Consider the following 18105-nt stretch of genomic DNA (forward strand, 5'->3'; position numbering starts at 1 on the left):
TCGTTACTGCCAGGGGGCGTTTGCGATCAGAACTGAACGCCGATGGAGCCCATGGCGGTATCAAGCTTGTAGTTGCTGTCGAGCTGGTAACGATCGTACTCGGCGCGAACGAACACAGGCATCTGTTCGAACTGGTATTTTGCACCTACACCGTAGACGGGCGCGCCACCGTATTCGTTGTCGATGTCGTTACCTGCACCGTAGCTGCCGTGGCCATTGGTCTTGAAGTAGGCGTAGCCTACACGGCCGTAGGCGCTCAGACCGCCGTAAATCGGCAGTTCGCCGATGGCACTCAGGCCATAGGCCTTGGTGCTAAGCTTGCCGTCTGTGCCATTGCCGCTGACGTCAACATCACCGAAATCGGTGAAGAAGGCTTCAGAGGAGAAATAAGGGTTGTACTTGTAACCAACAAAGGCGTTCTGGGCAGTGTCATCATCGCTGCTGATGGTAGAACCGCTGTCATTGTTGGAGAAGGCGTGCAGATCTGCGTCATGAACGCGGCTCTGGCCTACGCCGACGCCGGAATACAGGCCGGAATCAGTGTTGTTGTCAGCCAGCGCGGCGCCTGAAACAGTCAGCAGGAAGGCGCTTGCTACCACAGGTGCGGTCATTTTGGACATGTATTTCATATCTTGCTCCTTGAGGAAAAAACAGGGGGCGTCCTGCGTGCCTGTCCGGCGGTGGTATTGTCATTATGGCCAGTGCTTGCACTGGCAAAGACAGGTGCTGTATCGAACACCGTTTTATAATGGCACCACATGCCTGGTTACGCAAGGAAATAAATACGACCTTGTGTCATGGATATAAAAAAACCGCCGATCAGGGATCGGCGGTAGTGTACACAGTGCGAATGACGCGATGTGTGCGTCAGGCTTCCTCGACCAGCGGGATTACATTGGATGCCGCCTTCTGAAATTCCTCGATCTCATGGAAATTCATGTAGCGGTAGATCTCACCGGCCATGGCATCAAACTCGCTCATGATTTCCCGGTATTTTTCAACGCTGGGCAGCTCACCGTAAACGGCTGCCACGGCGGCCAGCTCTGCCGATGCCAGATACACATTGGCACCATCACCAAGCCGGTTGGGGAAGTTGCGCGTGGAGGTGGATACCACCGTGGACTTCGCCGCTACGCGCGCCTGGTTACCCATGCACAATGAGCAGCCGGGCATTTCCATCCGTGCCCCGGCGCGACCATAGATGGCGTAGTAACCTTCTTCGGTCAGCTGGTGCTGATCCATCTTGGTTGGTGGAGCGAGCCACAGGCGCGTTTTCAGGGAGCTGGGTGGCTGCTTCTCAAGCAGTTTACCGGCTGCTCGGAAGTGGCCAATGTTGGTCATGCAGGAGCCGATGAACACTTCATCAATATGCTCGCCAGCCACGTCTGACAGCCAGCGTGCGTCATCCGGGTCATTCGGTGCGCACAGGATCGGCTGGGTGATCTCGGACAAGTCGATTTCGATGATTTCAGCGTATTCGGCGTCCTTGTCGGCGCGCATCAGGCTCGGATTGGCCAGCCACTCTTCCATGGCCTTGATGCGACGACCGATGGTGCGAGCATCACCATAACCACTATCGATCATCCATTTCAGCAGCGTGATGTTGGAGGTCAGGTACTCCGCCACGCTTTCATCACTCAGGGTAATGGTACAGCCGGCTGCGCTGCGCTCGGCAGAGGCATCGGACAGCTCGAATGCCTGTTCAGCCGTCAGGTCTTCCAGACCTTCGATTTCAAGAATCCGGCCGGAGAAGGCATTTTTCTTGCCAGACTTGGCTACGGTCAGAAGCCCCTGCTTGATGCCGTAAAGCGGAATGGCGTGTACCAGATCGCGCAAGGTGATGCCGGGCTGACGTTCGCCCTTGAAGCGCACCAGGATGGATTCCGGCATGTCGAGCGGCATGACGCCGGTCGCTGCAGCGAAAGCCACCAGGCCTGAGCCTGCAGGGAAGGAGATGCCCATCGGGAATCGAGTGTGCGAGTCGCCACCGGTACCGACTGTATCCGGCAGCAGCATGCGGTTCAGCCAGGAGTGGATGATGCCGTCACCCGGACGCAGGGAGACACCACCCCGGTTCATGATGAAATCAGGCAGCGTATGCTGCATCTCGACATCGATGGGTTTCGGGTAGGCGGCGGTGTGGCAGAAGGACTGCATGACCAGATCGGCCTGGAAGCCAAGGCAGGCCAGATCCTTCAATTCATCCCGGGTCATGGGGCCTGTCGTGTCCTGTGAGCCGACCGTAGTCATGCGTGGCTCGCAGTACATGCCCGGCCGAACCCCTTCCATGCCGCAGGCCTTGCCAACCATCTTCTGGGCAAGCGTGAAGCCCTTGCCGGTATCAACAGGCTGTTCGGGAGTGCGGAAGTCCTCGGCCGGGCCAAGGTTCAGATAGTCACGGGCCTTTTGCGTCAGGCCGCGGCCAATGATCAGCGGAATACGCCCGCCAGCCCGAACCTCATCCAGCAGAACGCGTGTTTTCAGTTCAAAGGTGCTGACAACGTCGTCCGTACCATGTCTGCAGACCTTGCCCTCAAAGGGGTAGACGTCAATGACGTCGCCCATTTCGAGGTGTTCAACATCCATTTCGATCGGCAGGGCACCAGCATCTTCCATGGTATTGAAGAAAATGGGAGCGATCTTGCCACCGAAGCAGAAACCACCGGCCCGCTTGTTGGGCACGTTGGGAATATCGTCACCGAAGAACCACAGTACGGAATTGGTAGCTGACTTGCGCGAGGAGCCTGTGCCGACCACGTCGCCGACGTAAGCAACCGGAAATCCCTTGGCCTTGACAGCTTCGATCTGCTCAAGCGGACCTTTGCTACCGGGCGTTACCGGCTCGATACCGTCCCGGGGATTCTTGAGCATGGCGTTGGCATGAAGAGGGATGTCCGGCCGTGACCAGGCATCCGGTGCCGGGGAGAGGTCATCGGTATTGGTTTCGCCGGGTACCTTGAAGACGGTAACAGTGGCTTTTTCCGGAACCTGGGGCTTGGCCTGGAACCACTCGGCGTTGGCCCATGATTCAATCACGCCCTGTGCATGCGAGTTGCCTGCCTTGGCACGGTCGGCCACATCATGGAAGGCGTCGAACATCAACAGGGTGTGCTTCAGCTGTTCGGCAGTTTCTGACGCCAGTGTCTCGTCATCAAGCAGCTCAACCAGTGTGGCGATGTTGTAGCCACCCTGCATGGTACCGAGCAGCTTGACGGCATGTACCTTGTCGATCAGAGGCGAGGTTGCTTCACCGCGTGCAATCGCGGAAAGGAAGCCGGCCTTGACGTAGGCAGCCTCATCTACACCTGGAGGAACGCGGTCCGTGATCAGTTCCAGCAGAAATGCTTCTTCGCCGGCTGGCGGGTTCTTGAGCAGCTCGACCAGTTCAACGGTCATCTCGGCAGTTAATGGCTGGGGCGGTACGCCATCAGCGGCACGCTCCTCGACATGGTGACGATAGGCTTCGAGCACGGTGTGGTCCTTCGTTGGTTATTGGTGTCAAAGTACGACAAAACGGGTATCGGGCAAGACACTGGATTCTGCCGCACTTCGATGGCCGCCAGTTTACGGTAAAGTGTTGACAATGTTAAGCGGCACAGCCGCACTCCGGGCTCGATAAAAAGTCGACGTCAGCCTGCTGAATAACGACAATGGCCCCTGTTATGGCTCTGCCGATCAAGTAGATAGCGCAAGGACAATGATGACAGACATGATCCCCCAGGCGTTGCTGGACTTTCTGCCCTGTAGAACCCCTCAGGCATGGATTGATGCGGCCGCTGAAAACAACGAAATCCTACTGATTGACCATGCCCAGTGCGAAAAGAAAGCGGCCTCGACGGCCATGCATCTGCTGTTCAAGTACGTTGACCGGCCAGAGCTTCTGACCAAGATGTCGCAACTGGCGCGAGAAGAGTTGCTGCATTTCGAACAGGTCGTGACGTTGATGCAGGAGCGGGGAATCGATTATTCCCGGCTGAGTGCTTCTCGGTATGCAGAGGGCCTGCGCCAGCACGTGCGGGGTAATGAGCCCGGGCGACTTGTCGATATTCTCGTTGTAGGAGCATTTATCGAGGCGCGCTCCTGTGAGCGGTTTGCCAGTCTGATTCCGTTTCTGGATGAGGGGCTGGCGCGCTATTACCGCACCCTGCTGAAATCGGAAGCTCGTCATTTCGAGGATTATCTGACCCTGGCGCGTAGTTATGCCGAGGAGGATATTGCGCCACGCATTCAGTTCTTTGGCGAGAAGGAGCGGCTGTTGATCGAGTCCCCCGACCCGGAATTCCGGTTTCACAGCGGCGTGCTGGTCACGTCCGGCGCCTGACCGCCGATAGCTACTCCATTCGTTTCAAGACCAAGAGGTCGACATGGCATCAAGTGAGCCGGTTCAGCTATCCGTGACGGGGAGCTTCTCCCTGAACCGACAGGGTGAGCTCATTACCCAGTTCAGTTACGACAAGGTCAAGGCCCTGTTCATATTGATGCTGCTCAGCGACAAGGCGGTCCCACGCCACCAGCTGGCGCAGTGGCTCTGGCCTGATCAGGAGATAGCATCCTCGCGTACCAATTTGCGTCATGCCCTGCACAGCCTGCGCCAGACTCTGGGGGGAGCAGAAGAGGCCCTGGTCATCTCTCGTCAAAGCCTGGCGCTGTTTCCCCCGGACCACTGGAAGTATGACCTGCGGGATCTGGCTGCCTGCCTTGAACAGCCCCCCAGTGTCGACAATCTTGCTGCAGTATTGAACGCATATGGGGGAGAGCTTGTCAGCGAGCTGGCCCTGCCGCAGTGCGCCGACTTTCAGCGCTGGCTGCTCGAGCAGCGTGAACACTGGCGCCGTCGGGTACTTCAGTACCTGGAGCAGGGTATCGAGGCCCATGCCTCACTGCCCATGGATATACTCAATCAGGCTACGAGGGCCTTTCCTCATTACGATGCCTTTCAACGCCGAACCATTGCCAGCCTGGTGGACGAAGGCCGGATGGCGGCTGCCCGAGACCGTTACAATGCCTATCTTGAACAGTTGGCAGTTGCCGGACGTCAGCCTTCTGCCGAATTGCTGAAGCTGGCCCGGTTCTGGTCCGGTGAAGAGGATGGGGATGGCCTGTCATCGGAGCGCGGGAATCGCGCCCGAGCTACCACTCCATCGGATGAGCCCCCGGTATTGACGCTGACGCTGGATGATATTGATTACCGTCAGATTTCAGTGATGGTCATGCGTATCAATCTGCCGGTGAAAAAGGACCCGAGCCGGCAATGGACGCTTCATTGCCTTGATGCCCAGCGTCAGATGATGCGGTGGCTGGAGCAACAGTGTCGGCATCTGGGTGGCTTCTGGCTGCCCGGTACGGCGGGCGGGCTGGGCATGGCCTGCTTCGGAACGCACGGCCCCGCACATCAGCTTGCCGAGCTGGTGGCGCTTTATGAGCACTGTCGGCGCGATTTGAATGATCAGCTTGCCGTGTGCTGGCAGGGCGGTGAGGTCAAACCACACTTTGAACTATCGGCCGGGCTTCACAGCGGGCGGGCCATATTCATACCGGAGCGTCGGATGGTGGACCCTCTGGGCACCGTCACTCAACCGGCGCTGGAGCTTGTCTGCGCTGCACGTGACAGCGAGCTCGTCATTTCGCTGGAGGCCAGCCATCAGATGCCGCCGGCGCTGGACCTTCAGCCTCGACTCTTCATGCGACTATGGGCCGCCAATGGTGAGGTCCGTAACAGAATGCTGGTACTCAGCGATGATCACAGTGCCGAGCCATTGCCACCTCATCTGTTTGGGCGGGAGGAGCCCGTCAGGCAGCTGGAGGCTGCGTTGTCTCGTGCCAGCATCGGGCTGCGCCAGAGCGTCCTGATTCGCGGTGAGAGCGGGATGGGAAAAAGTGCACTGATGGTAAATTTCCGTCAGATGCAACAAAGCAATGACATGGATATCTGCTGGGTCTCGAATACCCGGGTATCTTATCAGGAGCCGTTCGGATTGCTTCGTACCCTGTTTCGCTGGAGGCTGGGGGGCGTGCTGACCAGAAGCAGCCTTGAGCAGGTTCGTAAGGCGCACCCCAGGGCCTCCTTGTGGAGCGAGGAAGATACACAGCTGTTTTATAACCTGTTGGGCGTGTGCCCCGAGTGTGATCCCGGGATGGTACGCCAGCGTCGCGCCATGGAGCTGGCCACCATGGCATTGCAGATGATGATCGAGCGTCGCTGTGAATCTCATTCCTTCATTCTGATGCTTGACGACATACAGTGGATTGATGAGGCCTCGCTGAAGATTCTGGCTGACGTCCAGGCGCGCATGGCCATTCATCATCCATTGCTGGTGGTGGCCAGTCTGCCGTTGAACAGCCCTCTTGCCAGCCAGTTGCAGTGGGATCGCGATATTGTTCTGGGGCGGCTGGAGCCGGCGCAGACGACCAGGCTGCTGGACTACCTGCTGCGTCGATATCGGCTGAGCCTGGGGTCAAGCGCCCGACAGCAGTTGCTGGACAGATGTGATGGCGTGCCACTGTATCTGCAGGAAATCTGCCGTCGACTGTATTCGGATCGTCGTGAGGGGCATCCGGTTCAGATCGAGCGGCTTCCCTCGGGACTGGTCGGTCTCTTGTCCAGTCGCATTGATCAGCTGGATGAATTTCGCTCCGAGGCACATGTCGCTTCGGTTATCGGTCGGCAGTTCAGCGTGGACCTGTTGCAGAAGATCCTTCGTCTCACCGACCGGCGTCTGAAGCAGGCGCTTGAGCGGATGCGACGAATGGAGGTCATCGAGCGATGTGTCAATAATGATGAATTCGATTACCAGTTCTCGCATCAGCTGCTTCATGAAGCTGCTTACCAGGGCTGTCATCCGGATGTGCGACAGCATACGCATGCCTTTCTGGTGGACTTGATCGAGCGGGAGCGACCTTACTGGCTGAGCCGTTATCCTGGGTATTTTGCTCATCATCTTTATCATTGTGGCCATCATGCGCGTGCCGCACGTTATTTCGAGCTGGCGGCGCGGGACGCCCTGCGTGCCGGAGCCAGGAAAACGGCGATGGCGATGGCCTGCGACGGGCTTGAATGTCTTGATCACGTGCAGGGCGGTGAAGAACGTCATATCAGCCTGCTCATGGTGAAGGGGCATGCGGGCCTCGAGCTGGAGGGCTGCATGTCGCCGTCGGCCGAACGAAGCTTTGCTCAGGCTCGGGTGCTTCAGGAGGCACTGGAAACAGACCCGGCCGAGGAGGATGGCCAGGATGATCAATATTTCATCGTCCTGTGGGGCCAGATGATCGTCATGAACGAGCGCCTGCAGCTCGGTACGGCGCTGGCTCAGGGGGAGCTGCTGCTCGCGGCCGCTGCCGGTCTTAAGGATGTGCACTATGGGAAGCTGGCACGGATGGCCTGGGCCTGTACCCGTTTTTTCATGGGGGATATCGCAACGTCGAACCGTGCACTGGTAGACCTGTTGCCTCTGGACCAGGAGCTCAGTCTATCGTGGTTGCCCTTTGCCTATCATCCGGTGGTGCAGTGCAATACGTTACTGGCATGTGGGGTGTCCTACCATGCTGATTATCAACGCGCCGAATTTCACATGGATGCCGTTGTCGATGCCTCTCGCCAGTTGAGACACCCTCCATCGGAAGTCATGGCTCTGATCGGCAGTGCCTGTCTGTATCGCCGTCACGGGCATGTGCGTCTGGTTGAAGAAAGGGCTAACGCGTCACTGGCATTGATCGCCTCATCCGACCTTAACCCCTGGCGGTGGTCCGCAGAATGCCTGTGTGGCTGGGTTGATGCAGTTCAGGGCAAGCATGAGGGTGTCATCTTGATGGAGTCGGCCCTTGAATCGCTGTCGGAAGGCGATTTCGGCAATATCTACTGTCTGGCGCTGGTCTGGTACGTCGAGGCCTGTCAGGCGCTGGGATACCACGCCCGGGCGGCCAGGGTGATCGAGCAGAATGTGGCCGAATTCCGGGCTGCGGGGGTGGTGTATCTTCCCGAGCTGCTGGTGAATTCGGCCCGAAACGAGGTGGCTCGGCAGGGTGATGTCAACCAGGTGAAGGCATTACTGGCCGAGGCGATCAATATTTCTCGCTTGCATGGCAACCTGCATTACGAGCTACTGGCACTGGATGCCTGGCTGGAGCTGGTGGATCGAGGCAATAAAATGGTTCTGAAGCGCTTTGAGGGGTATCTTCTGGCCCTGCCCGCCAGCGATGCCCCCTTGATGATGCGCTTTCATCAGCGACTGCATCAACTGCAATCCCTGTCCGTGATCGGATAGCCGGTTTCGGGCAGGCAGGGGCAGGGTGACATACGCCCTGTTCCTGATGTTCAGTGCGGTAGGTCGGACAGGGAGAAGCTTTCAAGTATCAGGTCAGTATCGTCATGGCGCAGCTCCCAGCCAGTGTTGTCCTTCCAGTCGCCCAGCACGAGGCGTCTGCCTGTCTTGCCATCCAGGGAGACGTCATGCTCGTCAGGGCGGTGAGTGTGGCCATGTATCAGGGTTTGAACCTGGTGTTGTGCCATGATTTGTTCCACTTCCTCGGGGGTGACATCCATGATGTCCTCGGCCTTGTTGGAATTGGCTTCACCAGATTGCTGCCGCAGTTGCCTGGCCAGCGCCAGCCGCTCTTCAACGGATTTTTCCAGAATGCCTGCCTGCCATTGAGGATTTCGTGCCATGGCTCGAAAGCGCATGTAATCCTCATCGCGGGTGCACAGGCTGTCACCGTGCATCAACAGCACCGGCTGACCGCTCAGGTGGATCACTTGCGGATCATCGATCAGGGTTGCTCCAGCCATTCGAGCAAAGTCCTGACCAAGCAGAAAGTCGCGATTGCCGTGCATGACGAAAATGCGTGTGCCTTGATTGCTCAGCGTGCGCAGGGCGTCGATCATCCGGTTTTCAAACGGCCCACATGCGTCATCGCCTATCCAGCCTTCAAACAGATCGCCCAGAATATAAAGGGTATGTGCCTTTGAGGCGCGATAGTTCAGGTAATCCAGAAATCCCTGGGCAATGTCCGGTTCATCTGCCTGCAGGTGAAGATCCGAAATAAACAGTGTTGTTGTCATGTCACCTCTCGAGTGCCCTGAGGACGGGCTTGAAAAGGAAAGAGGAGCGCGGTGCGAAGGGGCTCGCACCGCGAAATAAGAATCAGGCGTCCAGAATGCTGGCCTTGTTCAGTACGACGTCCTCGGCAGGCACGTCAGCATGCGGGCCGCGGCGTGTAGTGGCAACACTCTTGATTTTATTGACCACGTCCATGCCATCGGTAACCTCACCGAATACGCAGTATCCCCAGCCCTGAGGTGTTGGAGCGGTGTGGTTCAGGAAGGCATTGTCTGAAACGTTGATGAAAAACTGGGCCGTTGCGGAATGTGGATCCATGGTGCGGGCCATGGCAAGGCGACCTGTGGTATTTTCCAGACCGTTGTCGGCTTCATTTTTGATCTGTTCGCCGGTAGGCTTTTGTTCGAAATCAAGGGAGAAGCCGCCACCCTGAACCATGAAGCCATCAATGACGCGGTGAAATAACGTGTTATCGTAAAACCCGTCCTTTACATATTGTTCGAAGTTCGCGGTGGTTACCGGAGCTTCGTCCTTGAACAGCTTGATCGTGATGTTGCCGTAGTTTGTTTCGAGAAGAATCATGCCAATGTCCTGGAAAAGATCAATAGAGCGCACCCTTGGTATGGCGCGCTGACGTCACGCTATAATAACGGCTTTATCGATATGCGGGAAACCGCACAGAAAATAGAATTCATCCAGAGGTTTACCGACGCCCCATGAGTCAAGACAGCGCTAGTGCTCCGAATTTCATTCGTAACCAGATCCGGGAAGACCTTGATGCCGGTCATTCCGCCTCGGTGGTTACACGCTTTCCGCCTGAACCCAACGGCTTTTTGCACATCGGGCATGCCAAGTCCATCTGCCTGAATTTTGGTCTGGCAGAGCAGTTCGGCGGGGCGTGTCATCTGCGCTTTGACGACACCAACCCGGAAAAGGAAGAGCAGGTCTATATCGATGCCATCAAGCAGGATATCGAGTGGCTGGGCTTTGACTGGGCGGGCGAGGTACGTTTTGCTTCCGATTACTTTGACCAGCTGTACGCCTGGGCTCAGCATCTGGTGCGCAATGACAAGGCCTATGTCGACGATCTGAATGCCGAGCAGATGCGCGAATACCGTGGCACTCTGACGGAAGCCGGTAGGCCAAGCCCCTGCCGTGATCGCAGTGTCGAGGAAAACCTTGACCTGCTCGAGCGGATGCGTACCGGTGAGTTTGCCGAAGGTGAGAAGTCGCTGCGAGCCAAGATCGACATGGCTGCACCAAACATCAATCTGCGTGATCCGGTGCTGTACCGTATTCGTCATGCAACGCATCACCAGACCGGGGATACATGGAAAATCTACCCTTCCTATGACTTCACTCACGGTCAGTCCGATGCAATCGAGGGTGTGACCCACTCGGTCTGCACGCTTGAGTTTGAAGACCATCGCCCCTTGTATGAGTGGTTTCTGGCTAATCTGCCAGTGCCGACCACGCCTCGCCAGATCGAGTTTGCCCGGCTTAACCTGAACTACACTGTCACGTCCAAGCGCAAGCTGAAGCTGCTGGTCGATCAGGGGGTAGTGGATGGCTGGGATGATCCCCGCATGCCGACGATTGCCGGTATGCGTCGTCGTGGATACACCCCGGCCTCGCTTCGAAAGTTCTGCGACATGATCGGGGTGGCACGAGCGGCCAGCACAGTCGATATCCATATGCTGTATCACGCCATTCGAAGCGACCTTGAAGATAATGCGCCTCGTGCCATGTGCGTCATGAAGCCGCTCAAGGTGGTACTGACCAACTGGGACGCCGAGCGCGAAGAGGTATTCGAAGTGCCGGGGCACCCGGCGCGTGACGACATGGGTGTTCGCCGGTTGCCGCTGACTCGCACGCTCTGGATTGACCAGGATGATTTCATGGAACATCCGCCGAAAAAGTTTTTCCGTCTGTCACCGGGCGGCGAAGTTCGACTGCGCAATGCCTATATCATTCGCTGCGATGAGATCGTGAAGGATGAGGCCGGCAATGTGGTCGAGCTTCAGTGCAGCGTTGATCTCGACACGCTGGGTAAAAATCCCGAAGGCCGCAAGGTGAAGGGGGTTATTCATTGGGTCAGCGAGCAGTACGGGGTGCCGGTCGAGGTTCGTAATTACGACAATCTGTTCCAGGTGGAAGCCCCGGACAAGGATCGTGATGTCGACTTCCTTGAGCACCTCAATGCCGATTCCCTTGAAGTCCTGAATGCCATCGGAGAGCCCGCGCTGGCCGAAGCAGGCGCTGAGGATCGCTTTCAGTTCGAGCGTGTTGGGTACTTCTGTGCCGACCGTCATGCCCTTGAAGACGGCTCTCTGGTCTTCAATCGTACCGTCAGCCTGAAGGACGGCTGGTCCAAAGCGCAGAAAAAAGCCTGAGTGGGGACGTTTCATGCAGATATACAACACACTCACGCGTCGCAAGGAACTGCTGACCCCGATCGAGCCCGGCAAGGTGCGCATGTATGTCTGCGGCATGACCGTGTACGACTATTGCCATCTGGGCCATGCCCGGGTGATGGTGGCGTTTGATGTCATTACCCGCTATTTGCGCTCTCGCGGGTACGAGGTCACCTATGTCCGCAATATCACTGATATCGACGACAAGATCCTCACTCGTGCCGCGGAGAATGATGAGCCGATCGATGCGTTGACCGAGCGCATGATCGAGGCCATGCACCAGGATGAGCAGCGACTGGGCGTGCTGCCTCCCGATCAGGAGCCGCGTGCGACAGCACATATCGAGGATATCGTGCGTATGGTGCAGACCCTGATTGAGAAGGAGTACGCCTACGCTGCCTCCAACGGGGATGTCTACTATCGGGTACGGCGCTTTGAAGGGTATGGGAAGCTCAACAATCGCGATCTGGATGACATGCGCTCCGGGGCGCGAGTTGAAGTGGCCTCAGCCAAGGAGGACCCACTTGATTTCGTGCTCTGGAAGGCCGCCAAGCCGGGTGAGGTCAGCTGGTCTTCTCCCTGGGGGGATGGTCGACCCGGCTGGCATATCGAGTGCTCGGCCATGTCGACCTGCTGCCTGGGTAACACCTTTGATATCCATGGTGGGGGACCTGACCTGACGTTTCCTCACCATGAGAACGAAATTGCGCAGAGTGAAGCTGCTACAGGTCAGACCTACGCGCATACCTGGATGCATGCGGGAGCGCTTCGGGTGGATAATGAAAAGATGTCCAAGTCACTGGGCAACTTCTTCACCATTCGGGATGTGCTGACCGCACACGACCCTGAAGTCGTGCGTTACCTGTTGGTATCCAGCCACTATCGCAGCCCGATCAACTATGCACCGGAGGCGCTGGATGATGCGCGCCGTTCACTGGAGCGCTTTTATAATGCGCTGAACGACGTCGAGCCATGTGAAGGGGCAGTGGATGAGCAATATTCTACTCGCTTCCTTGCGGCCATGGACGATGACTTCAATACCTCCGAGGCGATGGCTGTGCTGTTTGACATGGCCCGGGAGCTCAATCGCCTGAAGGCAGAAGGACGACCAGAGGCTGGTGCCCTGGCTGCCGAGCTCAAGCGGCTGGCCGACTCACTGGGGTTGCTGGGGCGTGCGCCGGATGATTTCCTGAAAGGCGATGGGGTGGAGCTTCCATTGGAAGAAGCCGAGATCGAAGCGCAGATTCAGGCTCGCAACGACGCGCGCAAATCGGGCGACTTTGCTGAGGCTGACCGTATTCGTGATGCGTTGGCGGACAAGGGGATTCTGCTCAAGGACAGCCGTGAGGGAACTGGCTGGACGCTTGATCGATAGCAGGGCGGCTTTACCAGTGAATGTAAAAAGCCCCGCATAAGCGGGGCTTTTCTTTTGGTATCTGTGTCGGACTTAGTGGTCAAGCGTGGTCAGGCCATCGTGCACGTCAGCGGCCAGCAGCGTATTTTCAAGCAGGGAGGCAACGGTCATTGGGCCAACGCCCCCGGGAACCGGTGTGATGCAGGCGGCGCGTTCGGCGGCGCGTTCGAATTCCACATCGCCGACCAGTTTTCCATCAGCCGTCCGGTTGATGCCGACGTCGATGACGATGGCGCCTTCCTTGACCCAGTCACCCTTGACAAGCCCTGGCTTGCCTACCGCAACCACCAGAAGATCGGCCCGGCGAACGTGCTCTTCCAGATTGCGCGTGAACCGGTGGCATACCGTGGTGGTGCAGCCTGCAAGCATCAACTCCAGGGCCAGTGGTCGACCGACGATGTTCGATGCGCCGACAATGGTGGCATCGAGTCCCTGAACCTTGAGCCCGCTTTGCTCAAGCAGTGTCATTATGCCCTTGGGCGTGCACGGACGAAGCAGGGGCATGCGCTGCGCCAGCCGGCCAAGGTTGTAGGGGTGAAAGCCGTCAACGTCCTTGTCCGGGCGTATACGCTCCAGAAGGGGGTTGGCGTTCAGGTGGGGAGGCAGGGGCAGTTGCAGCAGGATTCCGTCTACCTGTTCATCATCATTCAGTTTGTCTATCAGGGTTTCAAGCTCGTGGAGGCTGGCATCTTCCGGCAGCTCATGGCGGAACGAGGCGATGCCTGCCGCTTCACAGGCCTGATGCTTCTTGCCAACATAGACATGAGAGGCAGGGTCGCTGCCTACAAGAATAACCGCGAGCCCGGGCGCGCGATGGCCAGTATTACGTCGCTGGCTAACCTGTTCGGTGACCTGGTCGCGCACCTGGGCTGCGATGGCCTTGCCGTCAATTATTCGGGCCGTCATTAAACGTGTGTCCTCATGGCGCTGGATAATTCTGTGAAGGGGTAATTCTCGCACGCCCCTTCCTACAGTCAATCTACAAGTGAAAGAGTCTGCAAAATAAACACTTGACGCACTGTGGTAATCGGGTAGAATGCGCCTCGCATCACGGCGAAGCCAAGTAGGCGAACCGGTTTCGGGATATAGCGCAGTCTGGTAGCGCGCCTGCTTTGGGAGCAGGATGTCGGGGGTTCGAATCCCTCTATCCCGACCAAATTTTTGATTTTAAAGGTTTAAATCAAAAATCAGGGTTGACCGGGCATTTTCTGAACTATAGAATGCGCCCATAGCTCAACCGGATAGAGCAACGGCCTTCTAAGCCGTAGGTTGCAGGTTCGAGTCCTGCTGGGCGTGCCAGATGCATGTTTAGCGCGGAACTGAAGTAATGGTGGGTGTAGCTCAGTGGTAGAGCCCCGGATTGTGGCTCCGGTGGTCGTGGGTTCGATCCCCATCATCCACCCCATTTCTTCAAAAAATGACCCCAGGAAAGCATTCGTGTTTTCCTGGGGTTTTTCTTTGTATGGTGTTTAAATATCGTCCTGTGGCGATATTCTGCCAAAAAAAGCATCTTTTTTGCCGAGCAGACCTTGAAAATGGCGTTTTTGACTACAAATAGACGCCTTGTGGTGCTTGCCAGCGGCTGACGGGGTTCTTAGAATTCCGGCCTTTATACATTTACAGACCAACGCCATTCGTGTGGTTAGAGGATCTTTCATGCAAGTTTCTGTCGAAACGACTTCCCCGATCGAGCGTCGGGTTACCGTACAGGTGCCGGCCAACCAGGTAGACCAGGCGGTTGAGGAAAAACTTAAGCAGACTGCCAAGACGGTCAAGCTTAATGGCTTCCGTCCGGGCAGCGTGCCGATGTCGGTGGTTCGTCAACGCTTCGGCAAGGACGTGCGTAATGAAGTAGTCAGTGAACTGATTCGCCAGCACTACGTCAGCGCCATCAGCGAAAAGGAACTCAATCCGGCAGGGTACCCCTCCATTGAGCCAACGGTTGATGAAGCCGGCAAGGATCTCGAGTTCGTGGCTACACTTGAAATCTTCCCGCAGATCGAGCTTCAGAGCATCGACGGTGCAGAAGTTGAGCGTCCGCAGGCTGACATTACCGACGCTGACGTCGAGGAAATGATTGAAACCCTGCGCAAGCAGCATGCCGACTGGTCTGAAGTCGAGCGTGAAGCAGCAGATGGTGATCAGGTTCGTATCGATTTCCAGGGATTCATTGACGGCGAAGCCTTTGAAGGCGGTAGCGCAGAAGGCCACGAGCTGGTTCTGGGCTCCAATAGCTTCATTCCGGGTTTCGAGCCGCAGCTTGAAGGCGCTGGCGCCGGTGATGAGCGTGAAATCACGGTTAACTTCCCTGATGACTACCAGGCTGAACATCTGGCTGGCAAGGAAGCAGTATTCAAGGTCAAGCTACACGCTGTCTCAGAGCAGCAGTTGCCTGAAATCGATGCCGAGTTCACCAAAAACTTTGGCGTTGAAAGCGGTGATCTGGAAGAGCTGAAAACCGAAGTTCGCGCCAATATGGAACGTGAACTCAAGACGGCCATCGACAACAGTGTCAAGCAGCAGGTCATGGCGGCACTCAAGAAGGCCAACGACATTACCGTACCCAAAAGCCTGATTGCTCAGGAGTGCCAGACCGTCAAGCGTCAGGCAGCCCAGCAATTCGGCCTTGGTGAGGATTTCGATGTCTCCCAGCTGCCGGATGAGTTGTTTGAAGATCAGGCCCGTGATCGTGTATCCGTTGGTTTGCTGCTGGCTGAAGTTGTCAGCGCCAACGAGCTTGATGCTACCGATGATGAGATTCGTGCATACATCGAAGAGTTTTCCGGCCAGTACCAGGAGCCGCAGGAACTCGTTGAGCATTACATGAACGACGAGCAGTTGAAAAATCAGGTGAAATCAGCTGTTCTTGAACAGAAAGCGGTTGACCATCTTCTTGCCCAGGCTACGGTCAAGGATGTCGAGATGAGTTACCAGGACGCACTTCAGGCTGCTCGCCAGCAACCCGCCGACGAAGAAGGCGAGGAAGAAGTGGCCGAACAGAATGGCGAAACGGCTTGATTTGAGCCATTTGCTTCTGACTCGTCGATGTAACATTAAACCCGGCCTTCATGCCGGGTTTCTAATCACTGGACAAGGAAGAACCTAATGGGAAACGAGTTCGACATCAGTAACGCTGGTGGTCTGGTCCCGATGGTGGTTGAGCAGAGTGCTCGTGGCGAGCGCTCCTACGATATATATTCTCGTTTGCTCAAGGAACGGGTCATCTTTTTGGTTGGGCCTGTAGAGGATTACATGGCCAATCTGGTGGTAGCTCAGCTGCTGTTTCTCGAGTCGGAAAATCCTGACAAGGATATTCACCTTTATATCAATTCCCCGGGTGGCTCGGTGACATCAGGCATGGCCATCTACGACACAATGCAGTTCATCAAGCCGGATGTATCAACGGTGTGCATTGGTCAGGCGGCCAGCATGGGGGCATTGCTGCTGGCGGGCGGTGCGGCAGAAAAACGTTTTTGCCTGCCGAATTCCCGTATGATGATTCACCAGCCGCTGGGCGGATATCAGGGGCAGGCTACGGATATCGAAATTCATGCTCGTGAAATTCTGACCATCAAGGAACGCCTGAACCGTATTCTGGCGGACCATACCGGCCAGGATTATGAAACCATTGCACGTGATACGGATCGTGATAACTTCATGAATGGCGAAAGGGCTGTCGAGTATGGCCTGGTCGATGCTGTTCTGGAGAAGCGTCCGACATCCTGATAGCGTGGAAACGTCACTAATTGTCATGTCCGGCGCCCTGGTTTTAATCAGTGGCGCCGGCCCTAAGAGGTACGCGAATGGCCGACGGCAAAGGTAAAGACGAGAACGGCAAGCTGCTTTATTGCTCGTTCTGCGGTAAAAACCAGAATGAGGTGCGCAAGCTGATCGCGGGTCCTTCCGTCTATATCTGCGATGAGTGTGTGGATCTCTGTAACGACATCATTCGCGAGGAAGTGCTGGAAGCGGATACCGAGCAGAGCGAGGATCGTCTGCCGGCGCCACGCGAAATTCGCAATACGTTGGATGATTACGTCATTGGCCAGGATCGGGCCAAGATGGTGCTGTCGGTAGCGGTATACAACCACTACAAGCGCCTGAAAAAGGCACCCAAGGGCAGTGAAGATGTTGAGCTTGGCAAAAGCAACATTCTACTGATCGGTCCTACCGGTAGCGGCAAGACCCTGCTGGCTGAAACGCTGGCCAGGCTTTTAAACGTGCCGTTTACCATTGCAGACGCCACCACGCTGACCGAAGCAGGTTACGTGGGCGAAGATGTCGAAAACATTATTCAAAAGCTTCTGCAAAAGTGCGATTACGATGTCGACAAGGCGCAGCGCGGTATTGTCTATATTGACGAAATCGACAAGATTTCACGTAAATCGGACAATCCGTCCATTACCCGCGATGTGTCCGGGGAAGGCGTGCAGCAGGCATTGCTGAAGTTGATTGAAGGGACGACAGCGTCCGTTCCGCCTCAGGGTGGTCGCAAGCATCCTCAGCAGGAATTTCTGCAGGTGGATACCGGCAACATCCTGTTTATCGTGGGCGGTGCCTTTGCCGGTCTTGAGAAGGTAATTCAGGAGCGTGCCGAGAAGAGCGGCATCGGGTTCAATGCCAACGTCAAGAGCAAGGACACCAGCAAGGGTGTCGGTGATGTACTGGCAACGGTAGAACCGGAAGATCTGGTCAAGTTCGGTTTGATCCCGGAGTTCGTGGGCCGCTTGCCTGTGATCGCCACTCTCACCGAACTGGATGAGGATGCTCTTATTCAGATTCTGACCGAGCCAAGGAATTCCCTGGTACGGCAGTACGTCAAGCTGTTCGAAATGGAAGGAGTCGAACTCGACTTCCGTGAAGATGCCTTGAAGGCAGTGGCTCACAAGGCCCTGGAGCGCCGTACCGGTGCGCGTGGTCTTCGTTCCATTCTTGAAGGTGTACTGCTGGATACCATGTACGAGATTCCGTCGGCAGAAAACGTTTCCAAGGTCGTGATCGAGGCATCCGTCATCTCTGGCGAGAGCAAGCCGCTTTTGATCTACTCCAATGACGGCGATGAAAAGCGTCAGGCCGGTCAGAAAGGCTGAACGCCTTCTTTCAGGTGAGCAAAAGGGGCCTTTCGGCCCCTTTTGTCGTTTGCAAGGCGTTGAATCCTGCGGGGATGCCCCCACATATCCGATAACAAAGCTGTTAACGCGGCCCATCCATATAATATCGAGGT

General features: G+C 56.5%; 12 protein-coding genes and 3 tRNA genes. 10 read left to right on the forward strand and 5 right to left on the reverse strand.

Annotation, left to right across the window (positions count from 1 at the left end; genetic code table 11):
• Positions 1-26 precede the first annotated feature (26 nt).
• Together OQ287_RS02220 and acnB are read right to left on the reverse strand one after the other, a co-directional pair.
• Positions 27-629: an outer membrane beta-barrel protein gene (locus OQ287_RS02220; protein ID WP_250936389.1), complete on the reverse strand. Its 603-nt coding sequence runs from the start codon at positions 627-629 to the stop codon at positions 27-29.
• 238 nt (positions 630-867) lie between these two features.
• Positions 868-3471, reverse strand: coding sequence for a bifunctional aconitate hydratase 2/2-methylisocitrate dehydratase (acnB, locus tag OQ287_RS02225; protein WP_265895444.1), 2604 nt, complete (start codon positions 3469-3471; stop codon positions 868-870).
• A gap of 229 nt (positions 3472-3700) precedes the next feature.
• Here acnB and miaE point away from each other — a divergent pair, with 229 nt between their 5' ends.
• Both miaE and OQ287_RS02235 read left to right on the forward strand, forming a co-directional pair.
• Positions 3701-4321, forward strand: a complete 621-nt coding sequence (miaE, locus tag OQ287_RS02230; protein ID WP_250936391.1) for a tRNA-(ms[2]io[6]A)-hydroxylase — start codon at positions 3701-3703, stop codon at positions 4319-4321.
• Positions 4322-4364: 43 nt separating this feature from the next.
• Positions 4365-8261: an AAA family ATPase gene (locus OQ287_RS02235; RefSeq protein ID WP_265895446.1), complete on the forward strand. Its 3897-nt coding sequence runs from the start codon at positions 4365-4367 to the stop codon at positions 8259-8261.
• A 50-nt stretch (positions 8262-8311) separates the two neighbouring features.
• Here the strand turns inward: OQ287_RS02235 and OQ287_RS02240 are convergent, their stop codons facing one another.
• A complete protein-coding gene (locus OQ287_RS02240; protein ID WP_265895447.1) occupies positions 8312-9055 on the reverse strand; it encodes a UDP-2,3-diacylglucosamine diphosphatase in 744 nt (247 codons plus the stop codon).
• Between the two features lie 82 nt (positions 9056-9137).
• Positions 9138-9635, reverse strand: coding sequence for a peptidylprolyl isomerase (locus tag OQ287_RS02245; protein WP_250936394.1), 498 nt, complete (start codon positions 9633-9635; stop codon positions 9138-9140).
• Positions 9636-9769: 134 nt separating this feature from the next.
• Between OQ287_RS02245 and OQ287_RS02250 the strand changes: the two genes are divergently transcribed.
• Together OQ287_RS02250 and cysS are read left to right on the forward strand one after the other, a co-directional pair.
• A complete protein-coding gene (locus OQ287_RS02250; RefSeq protein WP_265895449.1) occupies positions 9770-11446 on the forward strand; it encodes a glutamine--tRNA ligase/YqeY domain fusion protein in 1677 nt (558 codons plus the stop codon).
• Positions 11447-11459: 13 nt separating this feature from the next.
• Positions 11460-12842, forward strand: a complete 1383-nt coding sequence (gene cysS, locus OQ287_RS02255; RefSeq protein WP_265895450.1) for a cysteine--tRNA ligase — start codon at positions 11460-11462, stop codon at positions 12840-12842.
• Positions 12843-12914: 72 nt separating this feature from the next.
• Here the strand turns inward: cysS and folD are convergent, their stop codons facing one another.
• On the reverse strand, positions 12915-13787 hold the full coding sequence (gene folD, locus OQ287_RS02260; protein ID WP_250936397.1) for a bifunctional methylenetetrahydrofolate dehydrogenase/methenyltetrahydrofolate cyclohydrolase FolD: 873 nt from the start codon (positions 13785-13787) through the stop codon (positions 12915-12917).
• Between the two features lie 173 nt (positions 13788-13960).
• On the opposite strand from folD, the gene OQ287_RS02265 reads away from it, so the two are divergent.
• From OQ287_RS02265 to clpX, 6 genes are all read left to right on the forward strand, one after another.
• Positions 13961-14037: transfer RNA gene (locus tag OQ287_RS02265), tRNA-Pro, on the forward strand.
• Positions 14038-14103: 66 nt separating this feature from the next.
• Positions 14104-14180: transfer RNA gene (locus OQ287_RS02270), tRNA-Arg, on the forward strand.
• Between the two features lie 31 nt (positions 14181-14211).
• A tRNA-His gene (locus OQ287_RS02275) sits at positions 14212-14286 on the forward strand.
• Between the two features lie 251 nt (positions 14287-14537).
• The gene (gene tig, locus OQ287_RS02280; protein ID WP_265895451.1) at positions 14538-15899 is read left to right on the forward strand and encodes a trigger factor; all 1362 of its coding nucleotides are present in this window, start codon (positions 14538-14540) and stop codon (positions 15897-15899) included.
• Between the two features lie 87 nt (positions 15900-15986).
• Entirely contained in the window at positions 15987-16607 is a 621-nt protein-coding gene (gene clpP, locus OQ287_RS02285; RefSeq protein WP_250936399.1) for an ATP-dependent Clp endopeptidase proteolytic subunit ClpP, read from the forward strand.
• A 77-nt stretch (positions 16608-16684) separates the two neighbouring features.
• Entirely contained in the window at positions 16685-17971 is a 1287-nt protein-coding gene (gene clpX / locus OQ287_RS02290; RefSeq protein ID WP_250936400.1) for an ATP-dependent Clp protease ATP-binding subunit ClpX, read from the forward strand.
• Positions 17972-18105 lie beyond the last annotated feature (134 nt).

Origin of the sequence: Larsenimonas rhizosphaerae, from assembly GCF_026240105.1 — a bacterium.
GTDB lineage: Bacteria > Pseudomonadota > Gammaproteobacteria > Pseudomonadales > Halomonadaceae > Larsenimonas > Larsenimonas rhizosphaerae.

Bases quoted from the DNA above. Each gene is read 5' to 3' on its own strand.
- OQ287_RS02220 (WP_250936389.1), bottom strand. From the start codon at position 629: ATGAAATACATGTCCAAAATGACCGCACCTGTGGTAGCAAGCGCCTTC.
- miaE (WP_250936391.1), top strand. From the start codon at position 3,701: ATGACAGACATGATCCCCCAGGCGTTGCTGGACTTTCTGCCCTGTAGA.
- OQ287_RS02235 (WP_265895446.1), top strand. From the start codon at position 4,365: ATGGCATCAAGTGAGCCGGTTCAGCTATCCGTGACGGGGAGCTTCTCC.
- OQ287_RS02240 (WP_265895447.1), bottom strand. From the start codon at position 9,055: ATGACAACAACACTGTTTATTTCGGATCTTCACCTGCAGGCAGATGAA.
- OQ287_RS02245 (WP_250936394.1), bottom strand. From the start codon at position 9,635: ATGATTCTTCTCGAAACAAACTACGGCAACATCACGATCAAGCTGTTC.
- OQ287_RS02250 (WP_265895449.1), top strand. From the start codon at position 9,770: ATGAGTCAAGACAGCGCTAGTGCTCCGAATTTCATTCGTAACCAGATC.
- cysS (WP_265895450.1), top strand. From the start codon at position 11,460: ATGCAGATATACAACACACTCACGCGTCGCAAGGAACTGCTGACCCCG.
- folD (WP_250936397.1), bottom strand. From the start codon at position 13,787: ATGACGGCCCGAATAATTGACGGCAAGGCCATCGCAGCCCAGGTGCGC.
- tig (WP_265895451.1), top strand. From the start codon at position 14,538: ATGCAAGTTTCTGTCGAAACGACTTCCCCGATCGAGCGTCGGGTTACC.
- clpP (WP_250936399.1), top strand. From the start codon at position 15,987: ATGGGAAACGAGTTCGACATCAGTAACGCTGGTGGTCTGGTCCCGATG.
- clpX (WP_250936400.1), top strand. From the start codon at position 16,685: ATGGCCGACGGCAAAGGTAAAGACGAGAACGGCAAGCTGCTTTATTGC.